The following is a 19,910-nucleotide window of genomic DNA, read 5'->3' as shown; positions in this document are numbered from 1 at the left end:
GGTTTCCGGTCCGTGAATGTCACATCGAGGGACGCTGTGTCCCTCGATGTGACATTCACGGACTTCAGTAGATGGTGGAGTTCTCCGGCACGACCCGGACGTGGACCAGGGTCGGGCGGTCGTCGGCCAAGGCCGCCGTCAACGCCGGGGCCAGGGCGGCCGGCTCGGTGATCGCGATGCCCTGGCAGCCCATGCTCGCCGCCAGTGCCGAGAATTCGATCCCGCCCAGCTGCGTGCCCGGCAGCTTGGAGCCGCCGATCGCGTCGCCGAGGATGCGGACCGCCGCGTACTCGGTGTTGTCCAGGATCACGATCGTCACCGGCAGTTCCTGACGCGCGGCCGTCCAGAGCGCCTGGATGCCGTACATGCTGGAGCCGTCACCGATCACGCCGACGACCTTGCGGTCCGGCCGGGCGATGGCCGCGCCGACCGCGCCCGGGACGCCGTAGCCGAGACTGCCGCTGGCCATCGTGAGGAAGCCGGTGTCGGTCGAGGTGATCGACAGGTGGTCGTGCATCACGCCGCGGTGGCTGGGGGTCTCTTCGACGACGATTGCGTTGTCCGGCAGGACTTCCGCGAGCGTCGCGTAGAAGTACGCCCCGGTGAGCGTGCCGCCGTCCGGCTTCGCGGGCCGCTCACGCGGCGCGGGCGCGGGCCGGCTCGTCTCGCCGACAGCGTCGACGAGCGCGCGGATGCCGAGCTTCAAGGTGGCGCGGATACCGGTGCCTTCGAAGGCCCGCGCGAGGATCTGCTCGTCGTCGCTGACGATGAACAGCGACGGCAGCGGAGCTTCGCCACGGCCGCGCTCGACGTGGTAGGTGAAGGCCGGCGCGCCGAGCACGACGACGAGGTCGTGGGCGGCCAGCTTGTCCGAGATCGCGCCGCGCTCGGGGTCCAGGAACCCTTGGAACAGCGGGTGGTCCTCGGGGAACGAGCACCGGAACGACATCGGCGCGACCCACACACCGGCGTTGACGCGTTCGGCGAGCGCGACGGCCTCCTCGACGGCACCGTCCTGGTCGACAGCCCCGCCGACGACGATCGCGGGCCGTTCGGCGGCGGCGAACGCGGCGGCGAGTTCGGCGACGGCCTCGGGATCCGGCGCGAACCCGCGGATCCGCGGCCGGGAGATGATCGGGCGTTCGGTCGTGACGGTCCAGTCGTCGGCCGGGACGGACACGAAGACCGGACCGGACGGCGCCTGCGTCGCGACGTGATAGGCCCGCGCGAGCGCGGCCGGGACGTCCTCGGCCGTCGCGGGCTCGATCGACCACTTCACGTACGGCTTCGGGAACTCCGGCGCGTCCATCGCGCCGAGGAACGGATCGTGCGGCAACAACGACCGCACCTGCTGCCCGGCGACGATGATCAGCGGCGTCCGGTTCTTGTAGGCGGTGAAGATGCTGCCGAGGCCGTGCCCGACGCCGCCGGCGGAGTGCAGGTTGACCAGCGCGGCCTGACGCGTGGCCTGGGAGTAGGCGTCGGCCATCGCCACGACGGCGGACTCCTGCAGCCCCAGGACGTAGTCGAAGTCGTCCGGCCACTCCGTCAGGAACGGGACCTCGGTGGTGCCGGGGTTGCCGAACACCGTGGTGAGGCCGAGTTCTCGGAGGAGTTCGCGGGTGGCGTCCAGCACCGTGCGCTTGAGCATGCCCCCAGGCTAACCGTTAGCGCTGCGAAAGAAACCACCAAAAGCCGTGAAGGCCTCCTTACCGGCGCTAAGAGCCGGTAAGGAGGCCTTCACGGACCTGCCTGGGTCTACCTGGAGCCTCAGCCGATCAGGCCCGACAGGCCCGAGCCCTTGAACGAGCCCCAGCCGGTCACCTGGTCGTAGCCCGTGCCGGCGGTGAAGCCGGTGGTGCCGTGCAGGGTGTTGTTGCCCGTCGTCACGTCGTGGAAGCCCGTGCCGTACGAGGACCCGTTGCCGATCGAGTAGAACTTCGGGTTCAGGTTGCCCAGGCCGCCGCCGTGGACCTGGTTCTGCAGCGTCGCGAAGGCCGCCCACAGCGGGGCCGCGCCGGACGTGCCCCAGACCGTCTCCCAGGAACCCGCGGTGTAGATGTAGTAGCCCGAGCCGCTGGCCGCGTCCGCCGAGACGTCCGGGACCTTGCGCTTGGTCGTGCTCTGCGCGGACTGCCAGGACGGCGCCGTGAAGACCGTCGAGATGCCGCCGCCGGTCGAGCCGTTGGCCGCGCCGTCGTTCCACGCCTTCTCACTGCTGTAGGCGTTCGACGAGGTCACCGTCAGCTGCGTGCCGCCGACGCCCGTGACGTTCGGGCTGGACGCCGGGAAGTCCACGGCCTTGGCGGTGGAGCCGGTCTGGCGGTAGCAGTCGGTCGTGCCGTCGTCGCCCGCCGCCGCGAAGTACGAGATGCCCTCCGCGGTGCCGGTCGCGATCGCGTTGCTGACGCTGTTCGCCGCGCTCGAACCCTCGGCGGATTCGCAGGCGCCCCAAGAGATCGAGACGACGTTGACCGTGTGGTCCGACGCGATCTTCTGGTACATCGCCAGTTCGCCGGCGCTCGAGTTGGGTGCCTCGTAGACGTAGTCGTTGGCCGCCGCGGCCAGCGCGTGCACGACCTCGATGTCCAGCTCGACCTCGATCTCGCCGTCGCCGGGCGCGGAGTCGTAGTTCGCGCCGCTGACCGGGACCGTTGTCACCGAGCCCGCCGAGAGGCCGTACGTGCTGTCGTACTTGGTGACGTTCGCCTTCTTGTAGCCGTCGAACTCGACGAACCCGACCTTGACGCCGCTGCCGGTCGCCGAGAGACCGCTGGTGCCGTACGCGGTCTTGAGGATCGGCGGGGTGACGGACTTGACGACGTTCGGCTGGGCTTTCGACGCCTGGGACGAGTGCGTCCGCACGGCGTGGTCGTCGAGGCCGACGACGTTCGCCACGACGCCCGAGACGTCCGCGGAGACGGTCGGCGCGGAGTCGTTGGCGAAGAAGTTCCGGCCGGAGACGGTGTCGTGGTAGTTCCCGATCCGGGTGTGGAACGCCGCTTCGAGCTGCGCCGCCGAACCGTGGAACGTGACGGCCTGCCGGTTGCCGGAAACCTCGATCCCGGTGGCCCCCGCCTTCCCGAGGAATGAGACGGCCTTGTCGACGTCGACCTGCGTCGGGCCGAACTCGGCATTGAACTGCGCCGGTGTGAGGAAGTGGTGGTATTGCGGCGAGGCCGGGTTCTGCACATCGGCGAGGAACCTTTCCAGCGCCTGCTGGTTGTGCAGTTTCAGGGAGAGCGCCGCGGTGATCTGCTGGGCCGCGCCGACGTCGCCGGTGCGGGCGCTGTTGACCAGCGGGGCGGCGGAGTCGGCCAGTGTGACCAGGGGTTCCGTCGCCGCGGCGGCCGGGACGGCCACGGCGAGGCCGAGCAACGCCGGCAGCGGCACGGCGGCCGCGACGAGCTTGCGCAAGCGCATGGGAGAATTCCTCTCGGCGGTGGGGACCGGGCCTGCGCGGAATGCTCGCAGCAGGTTGCCAAGGAGCATAAGTCGGCAACCAACCTACTTTTGTTGGTCATTTCGCGGTTCCCATTTTCGTTTTCCGCACCGTTTACCACTTCATGGGAATCCAGTTATTGTCCGAAGTGTCGGGATACCACTCCCGGGCGCCGGCGCGGGTTCCGGCGAAGCCGTTCAAGCCGCCGTCAGGCGCGCCAAGCTCCGCCGGAACGGCCAACACGCCGCCGGGAGCGGCCAACACAGCGCCCGGAGCGGCCAACACGACACCCGGGGCCGCTCCGGCGCGCGTGTTGGCCACTCCGGTCGGCGTGTTGGCCACTCCGGCCCGCGTGTTGGCCACTCCGGCCGGCGTGTTGGCCACTTTGGGGGTTAACGCGGCAGTTCGTCGATCCGCTCGACGATCTCCTGTGCGTGCCCGTCGCCGGCGAACCGGCGGGCCGCCGCCGACAGCGTCCGCAGCCGCTGCCGGGTCCGCGGCGACCGCAGCGCGCCGGCCAGCTCGATGGCCTCCTGCCCGACGCTCGCGGCGACGTCGAGATCGCCGTCCAGCGCGTGCACGGTGGCCAGCCAGATCACCGTCAGGCCCCGGCTGCGCGTCATGTCCGGGCCGTAGCCGGCGATCGCGTCGGTGAGGGCGCGGATCCCGGCGCGGCCGTGCCGGACGTCGACCACCTGGGCCAGCTCGCCGTGCACCGTGCCGATCATCGCCGCCATGTCGTTGTCGCCGAAGAAGGCCGCCCACGGCGACACCTCGGTCTCGTGGGCGGCCGCGAACTCGGCCCGCGCGCGGCGCAGGTACGTCAGCGCGGCGGCGACGTCGGCCTTCTTCGCGTACGCCCACGCCTGGTTGGCCGACAGGATCGCCTGTGCCCGCTGGGACCGCGCCCGCAACGCCGCTTCGCGTCCGCGCGCGAACTCCGCCAAAGCCGCGTCGACCGCGCCGTAGTGCAGGTGCAGCCGTCCGGTGCGGTACCGGATGTTGGCCTGGAGGTCGTCGTTCCCGGCCTCGACGGCCAGTTCCATCGCCCGCGCGAAGGCGGCCAGCGCGGCCGCGGGCCGGTTCTCGTCGAAGCTCGTCCAGCCGGCGAGGTTGTACAGGTCGGCCACGACGGTGCAGAGCCGCACCAGAACGGCGTCCCGCATCGTGCCGGCCAGCAGGTCCGCCGCGGCCGGCAACCGCGCCGCGATCGCCTCGGCGCAGGACCCGCCGCCGTGGCGGTAGTCCCGGGCCCGGAGTTCCGCGACGGCTTCCTCCAGCCGTCGCACGTCGGTGAGACCCACGCGGGCACCGCGCGGGTCCTCCCGGCCGTCACTGCCGGTCATGGCAGCCCTCCGTCTTTCTGGAGAGCCACCGCCCGTGGCAGCTCCCGGTCATTCCCCTCCGGACCACGCCCCGGGTCGCTCCTTCGGGGGGTGGCCACCGGGGAGTACCCCGGTGGCGGTCAGCACCACACCCGTGGCGGTTTCCGCGATCTTGACGACGGCCAGAAGGCCGCCGAGGGCGAGCGAACTGCCGAGCCCCAGGTGGGCGAACTCGTCTTCGGACGTTCCGGTTCCGCGCTGCCGCGGGATCGCGCTGGTCACGATTCGACCTTCCGGGTAGTTCCGGACACACTGGTTCGATATTCGCGGGGAATCAGCCGACCCCAGGCGACGAACACCCACCAGATGGTCGTGTTCTTCGGTTCCTGCTGGCCTGGCCACGAGCTCGTCTTGAACTGAATACGCGCGCACACAGCGCTGCCTCCCGCACTGCAAAACGATTCTTGAACATCGGCCGGATCGCGAAATGCGGGACAACCGTAGCGAGTCGATCTGCTCGAAATCAGCCGCCAACCAGGTCAAAGCCGCGACCTGCGCGTGCAGCCGCACACGCAGGTGACACCCGGCTTTTGCAACGGCGAAATGCGATTTCACCGCGAAAGAACGTGTTTACCGCGCACGCCGGCGCACCCTGCGAATCCCGTAATCATGACTCACGTGACGCGCAGAATTCACAGTTCGATCAGGACTTGACGAGTTCGACCCACGTGCGAACCGATTCAGCGTCGACCGCGAACTGCCAGCCGCCGGGCCGGACCGCGCTGCCGACGTGGAACCCGCGCACGCCGCCCGCGCGCAGGAGGTGGACCTGCTGGGCGCGCAGGCCGCCGCCGACGAGCAGTTCCGGCCCGGTGTCGCGCTGCGCGAGGCGCTGCAGCACGGACAGCCCGCTGCCGACGCCGTTCGGGTGGCCCGCGGCGAGCACCGTGTCGCAGCCCAGCGCCGCGAGCTGGTCGTACGCGCGCAGCGGGTCGCGCGTACGGTCGATGGCACGGTGGAACGTCCAGGGCAGGCCGTCGATCTCCTTGATGAGTGCTTCGCACGCGTCGAGGTCGATTTCGCTGTCGACGTTCAGGAAGCCGAACACGAACTCGCGCGCGCCCGCCTCGATCAGCCGGGCCGTGTCCGCGCGCAGGCCCTCGATGTCCCCGGCGGCGAAGGAACCGTTGTCCCGCAGCATGACCCGGATCGGGAGATCGGTCGCCGACCGCACGTCACGCAGCGTCTCCAGCGAAGGCGTCAGGCCGTCCTGGGCCATGTCCGCGACCAGTTCGAGGCGGTCGGCCCCGCCCGCTTGCGCGCCTTCGGCGTCCGCCGCGTCGAGCGCGATCACTTCCAGCAGGGGCGTCTTCGAGCTCATGCCTCATCCGTTTCACTGGTTCCGGGTGTCTTCTCCCCTCGCGTGCCGCCCTCGCCGGAAGCCGCCCTGCAGGCTCGTCATCCGATCGCGCACCGCTTCCGGGGAAAGCGAGAGTATCGGCCGCTGCTCCGGCACCGCTCCCGGGCTGGCCGCGGCGTCGGCGGGCTGCAGGAACGGCCAGGTGTCCTCGGCGCCGTCCTCCTGCTCCAGCTCCGCGGGCGTCGGCCACTGGTACTCGGGCTCGATCGCGGCGGACGGCTGCGGGGGCACGACGGGCGGGGGCACCGGCGGGAACTGGGGATCGGTGTCCTCGTCGTCGGGGTTCGGCTCGGCGGCCACCGGCACCGGAGCGGGCGGCGGCGGGGGTGGCGGTGGCGGCGGGAGAACGGGCACGGCTTCGCGCGGCGGCAGCCCCGAGGCCAGCGCGTGCCGCGGCTCGGGTCCGTCGGGTCGGGGCTCTTCCGCGATCGGCCGCGGCTCGGCCGGGCGCCGCGGCACCTCGGGCGGCGCGGCGGCGTCGAACCAGCGGGACAGGACGTCGCGGTAGGCGGGCATCCGCTCGGTCGGGGCGTCGAAGTCCAGGTGCGGGTCGGCTTCCGCGGTGGGCCACTCCGGGGCGTGCTCGCGCGCCACCACCGGCGCGCGGCGCGGCGGGCCGGCCTCGATCGACGGCGGCGTCAGCTCTTCCGGCCCCTCGGGCTCCGGTTCCGGCTGCGTGAGCGGGGCCAGCGGCGCGAGCGGCTCGGGTTCCGGGGCGTGCTCGGGCTCGGCGGGCGGCGGGGGCGCGGGCAGGGGCGGCAGCTCGACGATCAGCCCGGTCGGCACCAGCACCGTCGCGACCAGCCCGCTGCCGTGGGCGGCGCTCAGCCGGACGTCGATCCGGTGCCGCTTGGCCAGCGTCGCGACCACGAACAGGCCCATCCGGCGCGACACCTCGACGTCGACGTCCGGTGGGTTCGCCAGGCGCGTGTTGGTGCGGTCGATCTCGGCCTGCGGCATGCCGGCGCCGTGGTCGGTGATCTCGATCTGCCAGTCGCCGTCGTGGGTTTCGGCGCTGGCGACGGTGACCGTGCCGCCGCCAGAGTAGCGCGTCGCGTTCTCCAGCAGCTCCGAAACGACGTGCACGAGGTCGTTGACGGCCTCGCCGCGGACCGCGACCTGCGGCGCCGGGCCGAGCTCGATGCGCTGGTAGTGCTCGACCTCCGAGAGCGCGGCGCCGATGATCTCGTCGGCCGCCACCGCGCCGGCGTCCTCCCGCGCGGAGTCGTGGCCCGACAGGACCAGCAGGTTCTCGCTGTTGCGCCGCATCCGCGTCGCGAGGTGGTCGAGCTCGAACAGCCCGGCGAGGGTGTCCGGGTCCTGCTCGTCGGCCTCCATCCGGTCGAGCACCGAAAGCTGCCGTTCGACGAGGTCCTGGCTCCGCTGCGAGAGGTTGACGAACATCGCGTTGACGTTCTCGCGCAGCATCGCCTGTTCGCCGGCCAGCCGGACGGCTTCGCCGTGCACCGCGTCGAACGCGCGGGCCACCTGGCCGACCTCTTCGCGCGTGAACACCGGGACCGGCGCGACGGCGAGCCGCTTGCGGAGGTTCTCCGGCGCGGGTTCGGGGTCGGTGAGCAGGCCCTGGACCGCAGCGGGCAGCCGGTGCTCGGCGACCTCCAGCGCCGTGCGGCGCAGGATCCGCAAGGGGCGCAACAGGGACCGCGCGATGACGACCGACAGGACGCCGGCGACGAGCAGCACGGCGAGCACCGCCCCGCCGTCCCAGATCGCCGCCGCGCGGGCCTGCGTCGCGAGGGTGTCCGTGCGTTCCTGCAACTGGACCAGCAGCGCCTGCTGCACCTGGTGGGCGAGGTTCACCGTGTGGGTCGCCGAAACGTCCCACTGGTTCGGGTCGAGGCCCGAGAGGTTCTGGCCGTTTTCGGTGCGGGTGAGCGCGGATTCGACCATGTCGTTGCCGATGTCGACGACCAGGCCGATCACCGTGTCGTCGAACATCCGTTGCTGGTCAGGGGTCGCGAAGGTGCGGTAGTCGTTGCGCGCGGCGGCGAGCTCGGCTTCGGCGCCGAGCAGCGCGCGCGTGCGGTCCCGGCTCAGCGTGCCCTCGGCGAGCGCCTCCGCCATCACCGCGCGCTTGACCGACAGCTGGTCCTTGATCCGGGCCAGTGCGTTGCCCGCCAAGCGCAACCGCGCGAGCTCGGGGTCCGAGACGTCGGCGGCGGCGGAGTCGCTGATGTCGAGCAGGCCGGAGATCAGCTCGCTGTAGGAGCGCAGCACGGCGTCGGCGGGGAACGCGGAATGCTCCGCCGAGAACCGGAGACCGCCGAGCACGCGCAGCCGGTCGTCGGTCTGCTGCAGGCTTTCCGCGGCTTTCGCGTCGAGGCGGGGCCGGCTGTCGGCCAGCGTCCGCTCGAACGTCCCGATCGCCTGGTCGACGCGTTTGCGCTGGCCGGCGAGGTCCGCCGTGTCCCCCAAGCGGTTCTGCGCGACGAACCGGACGGTGAGGTCACGCTCGCGCTGGAGCTCGTGGATGGCTTCGGCGACGGTGCTGTCGACGCGGCCGCGGGTCGCGAACTCCGCGAGCTGCTGCGCGTCACGCAGGTCCGTGCTGATCCGCAGGCCGACGAGCGCGATCACGGCCAGCGCGGGAATGAGCAGGACAGCGAAGAGCTTCGTGCCGAGGCGCCAGTTCCGCAATCGCCAGCGGCCGCCGGCCGGACGCGGATCCGCCGCTTCGCCACCCTTGCGGGGACGCTTGTCGCGACGGGTCACCTGGTTTCCTTTTCCACCGCGGGAGGAACCCGCGGACCTACCGACACCTCGAACCTACTGAACGGTAGCCCGCTCGATGAAGATCCGAAAGCCGCGCTGGTGCGATCCGGCCCTGCCCGCGATCGTATGGGGCGCGGACCATACGATCCAGCACGAGAATCAGATTCTCGCGGTAGGTGGCGGTTCATGATCAGACGCGGATGGACGATTCCGCTGGTAGCGGCGCTGCTGGCGACCGCGGGCTGCAGCCTGTTCAATTCCGGTTCGACGGCCGCGCCACCGCCATTGGAACGGACCACTCTGCGTGTCGGTGTGGGCAACGCCATCGACACGGCCCCGCTGCGCATCGCCGTGAACGCCGGGAAGTTCGGCTCGGCGGGCCTGAACGTGCAGCTGGTGGAGCTGGGCGCCGACGACGGGCTGGCCAAGGTCGCGGCCGGTGATCTCGACGTCACGTTCGCCAGTGACATCGCGATGTTCCGCGCCGCGGCGGGCGGGGCGGCGCTGCAGCTCCAGGGCGAGGCGTACACGTCCGGCCCGAACACCATGGCGTTGGTCACGTTGCCGGGTTCCGACTACACGGTGCCGACCGCCAAAAAGGCCCCGGAGATCGCGGTGAACGCACTCGACGACGTCGGCGCGCTCGCCGCGCGCTCGGTGCTGGGCACCGCCGGCGTCGACGTCGCCAAGATCAAGTTCAAGCAGGTGCCGTTCGACCGGATGCCGCAGACGCTCCAAGCGGGCGACGCGGACGCGGCGCTGATGATCGAGCCGTACATCACCCGCGCCGAGAAGGACCTGGGCGCGCACATCCTCGCCGACGGCGCCCGCGGCGCGACCCTCGGCTTCCCGCTGTCCGGCTACGCCGCCGCGAAGCCGTTCGCGCAGGCCAACCCGCGCACGCTCGCGGAGTTCCGCAAGGCCTTGAGCGCGGCCCAGCAGAGCGCGACCGACCCGGCGATCGTCCGCGACTCGCTCCCGAAGTTCTCCGACATCGACACGACGACGGCCGCGCTCATCTCGCTGGGCTCGTACCCGGCGTCGCTCAACGGCATCCGGCTGCAGCGCGTCGCGGACCTGATGCACAACTCGGGCCAGCTGGCCGACCGCCTCGACGTTCAGTCCCTGCTCCCCGACCAGAACACTTATTAGGTTTCGCCGAACTCTGCACTTGGTCTACTTTTGCACTCAGTCTACTTTAGGAGTGCCCATAGACGTCCTTGTGATCGGCGCCGGACCCGCCGGCCTGACGACCGCCGCCGAACTCGCGCTGGCCGGGGTTTCCGTCACGGTCCTGGACCGCCGCGACGGGCCGGGCCTGCCACGGCCGGTCGGCCTGCAGCCGCGGACCGCCGAGCTGCTGGACCTGCGTGGTCTGGACCCGGCCGACCGGACGCTCGAGGGCCCGAGCGGCCACTTCGCCGGGCTGCCGGTCGCGCTCGACCACAGCGTCTGGCGCACCCGCCACCCGCGGGTGCTCAACCGGAGCCAGGACGACGTCGAGGCGATGCTGGCCGAGCACGCCGTCAAGCACGGCGCGGTGCTCCGGCGCGGGTTCGAGGTGACCGCCGTCGAGGCCGACGACGACGGCGTCACCGTCGACGGGCTCCGCGCGCGCTGGCTGGTGGCCTGCGACGGCGCGCACAGCACCGTCCGCAAGCGGCTCGGGCTGCCGTTCCCCGGCCGCACCGAGACCTACGTCGCCACGCTCGCGCACATCCGGCTCGCGGCGGCGTCCGCCCTCGTCCCGCCACGGATGGCGCACTTCAGCGAGGTGACGCGGCAGGCGAACGGCCACTGGGCGATGCTCACCCCGCTCGGCGACGGCACCCACCGGTTCGTCTTCGGCACCACGACGACCCAGCCGGGCCGCGACGCGCCGGTGACCGGCGCTGAGGTCACCGAGGCCCTGACAGCCCTCTACGGCGACGAGACGCGCTTGGGCGAACTCCGCGGCGCATCACGGTTCAACGACGCCACACGGCAGCTGGAGCGCTATCGCCACGGCCGCGTGCTCTTCGCGGGCGACGCCGCGCACATCCACCCGCCGCTCGGCGGCCAGGGGCTCAACCTCGGCGTCCAGGACGCGATGAACCTCGGCTGGAAGCTGGCCGCGACCGTGCGCGGCACGGCGCCGGCCGGGCTGCTCGACAGCTACCACGACGAACGCCACCCGGCCGCGGCCCGGGTGCTGCGGCACACGGCCGCGCAGCGCGTCTTCACGACGCCGGACCGCGGCGAGAACGTCGAGGCGCTGCACGAGATCGTCGTCGACCTGATGCGGACGCCGGACGGGAACCGCTACTTCAGCGGGCTGATGTCCGGGCTCGCCCTGGGCTACCCGGGCGCGCACCGCGTCCCGGACCTCGACCTGACGACGGCGGCCGGCCCGACGCGGCTGTCGGCGCTGCTGCACCGCGGCCGCGGCCTGCTGCTCGACCTCGGCGACCACCCGGAACCGGCCGGCTTCACCGGGCAGGCCGACGTCGTGCACGCGACCACCGCCGACAGCGAGTACCGCGGCCGGCAGCTGCTCGTCCGGCCGGACGGGTACGCCGTCGATCCTGCCGAGCTGGGCCGGTGGTTCGGTTAGATGTTCTCGCCGGTCTGGCGCAGGCAGACGATCCGGCGCGGCGGACCGGTGTACTTCAGGGCCTTCTCGGCGTCGCCGCAGGCTTCTTCGGGGTCCGTGACGCCGTAGCCGGAGACGACCTCGGCGCGCAGCTGCGCCGTCGGGTCGGTGCAGCCGACTTTGGCGACCGCGGCGTCGTCGTCGATGTCGCGCAGGCAGTCGCCGGTGCTGACGTTCAACGCGAGGCAGAGGGTCCGGTCGGTGCCGGAGCCGCTGATCTGGAACCGCACGTAGTCGTCGCTCGCCCCGCAGCTGAACGTCCCGCGGTAGCTGTCGTCCACCTTGAACGTCGCGCTGTTCTCGCCGCAGCCGACGCGGTGGTAGGCGAGCTGCTCGCCGCTCTCGCGCGTCAGGTAGAGGCACTCGCCGTCCGACGGCGGCCCGGCCTGGTGGATCCAGACGATGCTCATCGCCCCCAGCGCGCCCAGCCCCAGCGCGGCGACGACGCACGCGATCAGCGTGATCCGCACCTTCACGCTGAACCAGTGCGGGATCCCCGGCCGCTGCGGCATTCCCGGCATCCCCGGCATTGGCATCCCCGGCATCGGTCCCCCGGGCATCGGGGCCGCCGGCATCGGCACGGACGGCGTCGCGTAGTCCGGCGTCCGGAACGGGTTGTCGTCGGACGGTGGTGTGGTCAACGTGCCCTCCAGTGATCCCCTCGGCATATCGTCCCACCGGCGGACCCGCGAACGGAGCGGGCCGGAGCGAGGCACGTATAACAGTAGTTGTGACTGATGGCCCGCTGATCGTCCAGTCCGACAAGACCGTGCTCCTGGAGGTCGACAACCCCCAGGCCGACGACGCGCGCGTCGCGATCGCGCCGTTCGCCGAGCTCGAACGCGCCCCGGAGCACGTCCACACCTACCGGATCACGCCGCTGGCCTTGTGGAACGCCCGCGCCGCGGGCCACGACGCCGAGCAGGTCGTCGACGCGCTGACGACGTACTCGCGCTTCCCCGTGCCCCAGCCGCTGCTGATCGACGTCGTCGACGTGATGGGCCGCTTCGGGCGGCTGCAGATCGCCAACCACCCCGCGCACGGGCTGGTGATGTCCACCACCGACCGCGCGGTGCTCACCGAGGTCTCGCGCAACAAGAAGATCAGCCCGATGCTGGGCGCGAAGATCGACGACGACACCGTGCTCGTGCACCCGTCCGAGCGCGGGCGGCTCAAGCAGGCGCTGCTCAAGGTCGGCTGGCCGGCCGAGGACCTCGCCGGCTACGTCGACGGCGAAGCGCACCCGATCGCGCTCGACGAGACGGACTGGCAGCTGCGCGACTACCAGCGGATGGCCGCCGAAGCCTTCTGGGCGGGCGGCTCCGGCGTCGTCGTGCTCCCCTGCGGCGCCGGCAAGACCCTGGTCGGCGCGGCCGCCATGGCGAAAGCGCAGGCCACGACGCTGATCCTGGTGACGAACACCGTCGCCGGGCGGCAGTGGAAGCGCGAGCTCATCGCGCGGACGTCGCTGACCGAAGAGGAGATCGGCGAGTACTCCGGCGAGAAGAAGGAAGTCCGGCCGGTCACCATCGCGACGTACCAGGTGGTCACCCGCAAGACCAAGGGCGAGTACCGGCACCTGGAGCTGTTCGACTCGCGCGACTGGGGCCTGGTCGTCTACGACGAGGTCCACCTGCTGCCCGCGCCGGTGTTCCGGATGACCGCGGACCTGCAGTCGCGCCGTCGCCTCGGGCTGACGGCGACGCTGGTGCGCGAAGACGGCCGCGAGGGCGACGTCTTCTCGCTGATCGGGCCGAAGCGCTACGACGTGCCGTGGCGCGACATCGAGGCGCAGGGCTGGATCGCGCCGGCGGAGTGCACCGAGGTTCGCGTGACGCTGACCGACGCCGAGCGCCTCGGCTACGCGACGGCCGAGGCCGACGAGCGCTACAAGCTGGCGGCGACGGCGATGACCAAGACGCCGGTGATCAAGTCGATCGTCGCGAAGCACGCGGGCGAGCCGACCCTGGTCATCGGTGCCTACCTCGACCAGCTGGAGATGCTCGGCGACGAGCTCGACGCGCCGGTGATCCAGGGCTCCACCCGGAACAAGGAGCGCGAGGAGCTGTTCGACAAGTTCCGCCGCGGCGAGATCCGCACGCTCGTCGTGTCGAAGGTGGCGAACTTCTCGATCGACCTGCCCGAGGCGTCGGTGGCGATCCAGATCTCGGGCACGTTCGGCTCCCGGCAGGAGGAAGCCCAGCGGCTCGGCCGGCTCCTGCGGCCCAAGGGCGACGGGCGGCAGGCGCACTTCTACTCGATCGTCTCGCGCGACACGGTCGACACGGAGTACGCGGCGCACCGGCAGCGGTTCCTGGCCGAGCAGGGGTACGCCTACCACATCGTCGACGCGGACGACCTGCTCCGGCCGCTCTGACGCTCAGGGGGCGACCGGAGCGGCGGCCCGCGCCGCCCGGTCCACCTCCGCACACCGCGCCGCCCAGAACGCCTGGTCGCGCCCGCTGTCCGCCGGCGGCGTGCCGTCCAGGTGCTCACGCAGGACGTCGGCGTGCCCGGCGTGCCGGCCGGTCTCGGTGAGCACGTGGACCAGGACGTTGAACAGCTTGACGTCCGGCCGCGGCCACCAGGGCACGTGGCCGGGCGCGTCGATGGGCAGCGCCGCGATCGTCGCGTCGGAGTGCGCCCAGACGCGCCGGTAGCGGCCGATGACGTCCGCGCGCGTCTCGTGCTCGGTCGCCCACATGTCGGTGCCGCGCCGCTCGAGGTCGTCCCACCGCGGGACGGCGTCGGGCGACGGCCGGCCGAAGACCTCGCCGAAGTACCGGGCCTCGCCCACCGCCAGGTGCTTGACCAGGCCGAGCAGGGTGGTCCCGGTGGCGGTCAGCGGGCGCCGGACGTCGTACTCGGACAGCCCGTCGAGCTTCCCGAGCATCTCCTCACGGATCTCTCGCAGGTCGCTGTGCAGGTAGTCCTTCGCGAAGTCGTCGATCACGGGTTCCAGCCTGCACCAACGGGCGCACCCCGCGCGTTCGGCGGTCGGCGCGTCCCCGTTCGGCCCAGTGGATCGTCACAGGAACAACTTCCGCCACAGACGTCTCACTCAGCGCCCTGACCTGCACTTTTCCGGATTCACCCGAACGGATGAGCGGGCCGGACGCTGGAAATTGTCAGACCCTCGAACTACTGTTCGACGAGTACAGCCGAACACAAGTTCGAGGGGACGTCATGACGATCGCACCGCTCCGCCCCGGTACGCCCGCGCCGCCGGTCCAGACCCTGCCACCGGGGGCGTGGCACGGCCGGCTGTGGGTGTCCGACCTGCCGCTGACCCGGCCCGAGCGTTATCTGGGCTGCGTGGCCGAGTTCGAGCGGTCCGGGCTGTGGCCGGTGCTGATCCCGCACGACCAGCGCTTCGCGGCCAACGGCGAGGACTGGATCGACGACCGCGGCCGGCTCGCCCCGGCCGGCCACCGGGTCGCCTCGGCCGACGCGTTGAGCGTGCTCGACCGCTGGTGGGACGGCTCCTGCTGTGACGGCGCCTGCCTGCGCCCCTTCAGCGCGAAGTTCCCCGGGCTGGCCAAGCGCAGCCCGCGCCGGTCCGACCCGCTGGCCGAGGCGGGCAACACGGGCTCGATCCTGGCCACCCGCGCCCCGCACCGGCTCGGCCTGGTCCAGACCGAGCGGCCCGCGGACATCCCGGCCCTGCTGGGCTGGACGGGCATGATCAAGTGCACCGACCAGGTCGCCGAGCTGTCGGCGGTGCTGCGCAGCTGGGAAGAGCGCTTCGGGGCGACGCTGGTGGTGCTGGGCTTCGACGCGATCGAACTGTCGGTGTCGGCCCCACCCCGCAACCAGGCGAGGGCGCTGTCGGTGGCGGCGGAGCACCGGGCGTTCAGCTTGCCGACGTTCGCGGCCCAGCCGGGCAACCTGCGCGAGTACGCGTCGGACCTGGTGCAGGCCCGGCACTGGCGGTTCTCCTGGGCGTGAAACCGAGCAGTGGCAACCGTTCCGGGCACCTCGCCGCCGGATCCTCGTCGCCGCGGCCCGCGCGCCGGGCACGCCCACGGCGGCCCGCGGCCCGCGGGCGCGGCGCGGGTGTCCGGCGTGGGGCGGCGCGATGAGCAAGCGCGTCAAAGGCCCGGTGAGACGGCCGTCCGCGAAGTTGGGTCAGCTGTCCCGGCCGGCGGTCCACCGGTCCGGACGGCGGCCGCAGGGGCGCGTTTGGGCGGCCCGGCGAACGGGCATCACGCACCGCGGGAAGGCGGTGAGAACGATCGCCGAAATCCGGATCGGGACATCGGGGTGGCGTTACCCGCCGTGGCGCGGCGACTTCTACCCGCCGGGCCTGGCGCAGCGCCGCGAGCTCGAATACCTGTCGCGGCAGCTGAACGCGGTCGAGCTCAACGGCTCGTTCTACTCGCTGCAGCGACCGGAGCGCTTCCGCGCGTGGTTCGACGAGACGCCGTCGGACTTCCTCTTCGCGGTGAAGGGCGGCCGCTTCATCACGCACATGAAGCAGCTGCGCGACGTCGAGACCTCGCTGGCCAACTTCTACGCGTCCGGTGTGCTCGCACTCGGCGCGAAGCTGGGGCCGTTCCTCTGGCAGCTACCACCACGGCTCACGTTCGACCCCGACCGCCTCGCGAACTTCTTCGCCCTCCTCCCACGCACCACAACGGACGCGGCCGAGCTGGCGGCGAAGCACGACGACAAGCTGAAGGCGAAGCCGTACTTGGAGCCGGGGAAGCGCAGGCCGTTGCGGCACGCGCTGGAGGTCCGCCACCCGAGCTTCGCGGAGCCCGCGGCGAAGAAGCTGCTGCGGGACCACGGGATCGCCCTGGTGGTCGCCGACACGGCGGGCAAGTGGCCGTTCCTCGAAGACCAGACCGCCGGCTTCGCCTACGTCCGCCTCCACGGCGCCGAGGAGCTGTACGTCAGCGGCTACTCGGACCGGGCCCTGCGCGAGTGGGCGGAGAAGATCCGCACCTGGCACGACGACGGCAAGCGAGACGTCCACGTCTACTTCGACAACGACGCCAAAGTGGAGGCGCCGCGCAACGCGCAGGCCCTCGCCGACCTGCTCGGCGTCGAGCCCGCGAACAAGACAGTGAGTGGACAGTGAGCGCCCCGGTCTTGGATGACAAAGCGGGCGGGACCGCCTCGCGTGCCGCGACTGGGGGTCAGCACGCGAGCGGTCCGCCCGCACGCGCGCAGCCATCCAGCTGACGCAACCGCCGGCACCATCGCGAACCGCGCCGAGCAGGTCCCCGCCGTGAGCAGCACAGCCCACGCCGCTTGCTGACCACTCGCCCTCGCACGGACTTCCGCACCACAGAACCTCGCCAGGCAGTGCCTCCCCCGCCAGGCAGGAGCCCGGTCCACCCGCGGAACTCGGCCGCGCAGTGGCCCCACGCGCAGACGTGCACCACCGTGGCCGAGGAGAACCCCGCCGAGCAGGTGAAGCCGGCCAAGAACTCCGCGCGACGCATCGATAGCGCACGGGCCGCGCCGCCACCGGCCACCGAGCCGCCGCCGCGACCACAGAACCCCGCCCAGCAGGCGACTCCCCGCCGGAAGCGCCTCAGCTCGAAGCGCCCACCAGCGCCGCCAGCTTGGCGCGTACGTCGTCCGCGTCCGGATGGCCCAGCTCCGTCAGCAGCCGCGCCGACCGCACCCAGCACTCCCGGGCCAGCGCCCCGTCCCCGTGCCGCAGGTGGATCGTGCCCAATTGGGACAGCACGTCCGCGGCCTCGTAGTGCTCACCCATGGTGAAGAACATCTCCACCGATTCGCTGATGCACGCGATGCCCTCGGCGAGCCGGCCGAGGCCGAGCAGGGCCAGGCCGCGCGTGTGCTGCGTGAACCGGGTGTCGACCGGGCGGCCGTCCGGGCCGGGGATCGCCAGTGCCGCGTCGGCCAGTTCCAGGGCCTGCTCGTGGTCGCCCATCGACGTGCAGATGTCGCCCAGTGCCCGCAGCACACTCGCCTCGAACGCGCCCATCCCCAGCTCGCGGACGATCTCCAGCGCCCGCATGCCGTGCTCGTACGCCCCGGCGTAGTCGTCCAGGTTGTGCGCCGCCAGCGCCAGGTTGTACTGCGCCCGCGCTTCGCCCTCCCGCGCACCGAGTTCGCGCTGGATCACCAGCACCCGTTCCAGGTAGTGCCGCGACTCGTCGTACTGCCGCACCACGCCGTTGACCACGCCGAGTCCACTGAGGATGCCCGCCTCGCCCGGCCGGTGGCCGCCGTCCCGCGCGGCTTCCAGCGCCACCCCGAACACCGAACGCCAGTCGTCCAGCCGCGAGCGCGTCCCGAAATAACTCTGCAGCAGCCAGGCGAGCTTCCAGCAGACGTCGTCTCGCCGCCGTCGCCGCGCCAGGTGCACCGCGGCGATCAGGTTGCCGGCCTCTTCGTCGAACCAGTCGAGCGCGTCGTGGTACTCGGCGAACGTCAAGCCGCCGAGACCGGCCGGCTCCAGCAGCCGGTAGTAGCGCTCGGGCCGCATCCGCCGGGACGCGTTGAACGCCGACGCCAGGTACCAGCCGAGCAGCCGGTCGAGCGCGGCGTCGCGCTCCTCCGCGGTGTCGACCTGCTCCGCGGCTTCACCCGCGTACGCACGGATCAGGTCGTGGAACTGGTAGCGGCCCGGCCGCGGCTGGGCGAGCAGGTGCGCGGCCGCCAGCGTCGTGAGCACCGGCCGGGTCCGCGTCAGGTCCAGACCGGCGACGGCGGCCGCCGCGGGCACGCTGAAGTCGACGCCGGTGGACAGCCCGAGCAGCCGCAGCAACCGCGCCGCCGACGGCTCGAGTGCCTGGTAGGAGTACGAAAACACCGAACGGATGTTGGTGCCGTCGCCGTCGGCGAGGTCGAACGAGCCGAGCAGGTCGTGCTCGCTTTCGAGGGAGTCGACGAACTCGTCGAGCGGCAGGCCGGGGAACTGCGCCGCCCGCACGGCGAGGATCCGGATCGCCAGCGGCAGCCCGCCGCAGTACCGCACGAACCGTTCGGTCGCCGCCGGGTCGCGCGCCACCCGTTCGAGGCCGATCGTGGACGCGAGCAGCTCGACCGCGTCCTCCGCGCCGAGCTCCGCCAGCGCGACGCGCCGGGCGCCGTGCGTCGCGACCAGAGCCCGCAGCTGCCAGCGGCTGGTGATCAGGACCAGGCAGCCCGGCCCGGGCAGCAGCGGCCGCACCTGTTCCGTGCGGTTGGCGTTGTCGAGGACGATCAGCAGCCGCCGCCCGGCGGTGTGCGTCCGCCAGCTCGCCGCGCGGCCGTCGAGGTCGGCCGGGATCTGCTCGCACGGGACGCCGAGCGCGGTGAGCATCGCCTCCAGCGCCGCCGCCGGCTCGACCGGCTCGCCGGGCCCGTACCCCCGCAGGTTGAGGTGGATCTGCCCGCCGGGGAAGCGGTCGGCGATCTCGTGCGCGAAGTGCACCGCGAGCGTCGTCTTGCCGATGCCGCCCATGCCTTCGACGGACGCGATGGGCGTCGACGCGTCGGCGTCGAGCGCCTCCGGCAGCAGCGCGTGCAACGCCTTGAGGTCGCTCTCGCGGCCGGCGAACGTCCGCGGGTCGGCGGGCAGCTGGTGCGGCACCAGCGGTTCGACGCCGAGGCGGTAGCGCGCGGGTTCGGCGGCGTCGGTGCCGGTCAGGATCGCCTGCCGGGTGCGCTGCAGCGACGGGCCGGGGTCCAGCCCGAGCTCATCGGCCAGCACCCCGCTGATCCGGCGGTGGACGTCCAGCGCCTCGGCCTGGCGGCCCGAGCGGTAGAGCGCGACCATCAGCTGTTCGTGCAGCCGCTCGCGCAGCGGGTTTTCCCTGGTCAGCCGGGTCAGTTCGAGGACGACGGTGCCGTATTCGCCGGCTTCGAGCAGCGCGTCGGCCCACAGTTCGCGCACGCGCAGGCGTTCTTCGGCGAGCTGGCCGGCTTCGTCGCGGTGCAGCGCGTCGGACTCGACGTTCAGCAGCGCCGGGCCGCGCCACTGCGCCAGCGCGTCGGCGAAGTGCGCCGCCGCCTGCCGGCTTTCGCCGCCGTCCAGCGCCGCCTGGCCCCGGGCGGCGAGGGCGCGGAACCGCGACAGGTCGAGCAGGTCGTCGTCGACCTCGATCAGGTAGCCGCCGCTCTCGGTGCGGATCGAGACCTGGTCACCGAGAGCGCGGCGCAGGCGCAGCACGTACGTCTGGAGCGCGCCCTTGGACCGGCGGCGGTCGTCGTTCCACAGCCACCGGCCCAGCTCGTCGACCGGCACGACGCGGTTGGCGCGCAGCAGCAGCCCGGCCAGCACGATCAGCGGCCGGCTCCCCCCGAGCGGCACCGGGCGGCCGTCGGCCGTGACCTCGGCCGGGCCCAGCAGGCGGAAATCGAGGACCACCGGCCCATTCTGTCCGGAAACGCGCA

At 72.0% G+C, this 19,910-nt stretch carries 14 protein-coding genes; 5 read left to right on the top strand and 9 right to left on the bottom strand.

Annotated features, from left to right (window positions below):
- Positions 1-64 precede the first annotated feature (64 nt).
- From mdlC to ACLJQZ_RS02470, 6 genes are all read right to left on the bottom strand, one after another.
- Positions 65-1,651, bottom strand: coding sequence for a benzoylformate decarboxylase (gene mdlC / locus ACLJQZ_RS02495; protein WP_410618338.1), 1,587 nt, complete (start codon positions 1,649-1,651; stop codon positions 65-67).
- Between the two features lie 119 nt (positions 1,652-1,770).
- Positions 1,771-3,423, bottom strand: a complete 1,653-nt coding sequence (locus ACLJQZ_RS02490) for a protease pro-enzyme activation domain-containing protein (protein ID WP_410618336.1) — start codon at positions 3,421-3,423, stop codon at positions 1,771-1,773.
- A gap of 411 nt (positions 3,424-3,834) precedes the next feature.
- The gene (locus ACLJQZ_RS02485) at positions 3,835-4,788 is read right to left on the bottom strand and encodes a hypothetical protein (RefSeq protein ID WP_410618335.1); all 954 of its coding nucleotides are present in this window, start codon (positions 4,786-4,788) and stop codon (positions 3,835-3,837) included.
- Positions 4,789-4,836: 48 nt separating this feature from the next.
- Positions 4,837-5,049, bottom strand: a complete 213-nt coding sequence (locus ACLJQZ_RS02480) for a hypothetical protein (RefSeq protein WP_247058548.1) — start codon at positions 5,047-5,049, stop codon at positions 4,837-4,839.
- Positions 5,050-5,470: 421 nt separating this feature from the next.
- Complete coding sequence (locus ACLJQZ_RS02475; protein ID WP_410618334.1) at positions 5,471-6,148, bottom strand: copper homeostasis protein CutC; 678 nt, start codon at positions 6,146-6,148, stop codon at positions 5,471-5,473.
- 12 nt (positions 6,149-6,160) lie between these two features.
- On the bottom strand, positions 6,161-8,920 hold the full coding sequence (locus ACLJQZ_RS02470; RefSeq protein WP_410618333.1) for a nitrate- and nitrite sensing domain-containing protein: 2,760 nt from the start codon (positions 8,918-8,920) through the stop codon (positions 6,161-6,163).
- Between the two features lie 186 nt (positions 8,921-9,106).
- On the opposite strand from ACLJQZ_RS02470, the gene ACLJQZ_RS02465 reads away from it, so the two are divergent.
- Positions 9,107-10,072, top strand: coding sequence for an ABC transporter substrate-binding protein (locus ACLJQZ_RS02465; protein ID WP_410618332.1), 966 nt, complete (start codon positions 9,107-9,109; stop codon positions 10,070-10,072).
- Positions 10,073-10,124: 52 nt separating this feature from the next.
- Complete coding sequence (locus ACLJQZ_RS02460; RefSeq protein ID WP_410618331.1) at positions 10,125-11,513, top strand: FAD-dependent oxidoreductase; 1,389 nt, start codon at positions 10,125-10,127, stop codon at positions 11,511-11,513.
- On the opposite strand, the gene ACLJQZ_RS02455 is transcribed toward ACLJQZ_RS02460, so the two are convergent.
- Positions 11,510-12,193, bottom strand: coding sequence for a hypothetical protein (locus tag ACLJQZ_RS02455; protein WP_410618330.1), 684 nt, complete (start codon positions 12,191-12,193; stop codon positions 11,510-11,512). The genes ACLJQZ_RS02460 and ACLJQZ_RS02455 overlap by 4 nt on opposite strands.
- Before the next feature lie 89 nt (positions 12,194-12,282).
- On the opposite strand from ACLJQZ_RS02455, the gene ACLJQZ_RS02450 reads away from it, so the two are divergent.
- Positions 12,283-13,929: a DNA repair helicase XPB gene (locus tag ACLJQZ_RS02450; protein ID WP_247058562.1), complete on the top strand. Its 1,647-nt coding sequence runs from the start codon at positions 12,283-12,285 to the stop codon at positions 13,927-13,929.
- Between the two features lie 3 nt (positions 13,930-13,932).
- Here the strand turns inward: ACLJQZ_RS02450 and ACLJQZ_RS02445 are convergent, their stop codons facing one another.
- Positions 13,933-14,505 (bottom strand): DinB family protein, encoded by a 573-nt coding sequence (locus ACLJQZ_RS02445; RefSeq protein ID WP_410618329.1) that lies wholly within the window; start codon positions 14,503-14,505, stop codon positions 13,933-13,935.
- A 233-nt stretch (positions 14,506-14,738) separates the two neighbouring features.
- On the opposite strand from ACLJQZ_RS02445, the gene ACLJQZ_RS02440 reads away from it, so the two are divergent.
- Both ACLJQZ_RS02440 and ACLJQZ_RS02435 read left to right on the top strand, forming a co-directional pair.
- Positions 14,739-15,500, top strand: coding sequence for a DUF4253 domain-containing protein (locus ACLJQZ_RS02440; protein ID WP_326957235.1), 762 nt, complete (start codon positions 14,739-14,741; stop codon positions 15,498-15,500).
- Positions 15,501-15,777: 277 nt separating this feature from the next.
- The gene (locus ACLJQZ_RS02435) at positions 15,778-16,635 is read left to right on the top strand and encodes a DUF72 domain-containing protein (protein WP_410618328.1); all 858 of its coding nucleotides are present in this window, start codon (positions 15,778-15,780) and stop codon (positions 16,633-16,635) included.
- A 459-nt stretch (positions 16,636-17,094) separates the two neighbouring features.
- On the opposite strand, the gene ACLJQZ_RS02430 is transcribed toward ACLJQZ_RS02435, so the two are convergent.
- On the bottom strand, positions 17,095-19,884 hold the full coding sequence (locus tag ACLJQZ_RS02430) for an AfsR/SARP family transcriptional regulator (RefSeq protein ID WP_410618327.1): 2,790 nt from the start codon (positions 19,882-19,884) through the stop codon (positions 17,095-17,097).
- Positions 19,885-19,910 lie beyond the last annotated feature (26 nt).

Origin of the sequence: Amycolatopsis sp. cmx-8-4 (genome assembly GCF_046548675.1) — a bacterium.
Lineage (GTDB): Bacteria > Actinomycetota > Actinomycetes > Mycobacteriales > Pseudonocardiaceae > Amycolatopsis.
This window is presented reverse-complemented; position numbering and strand designations above follow the sequence as displayed.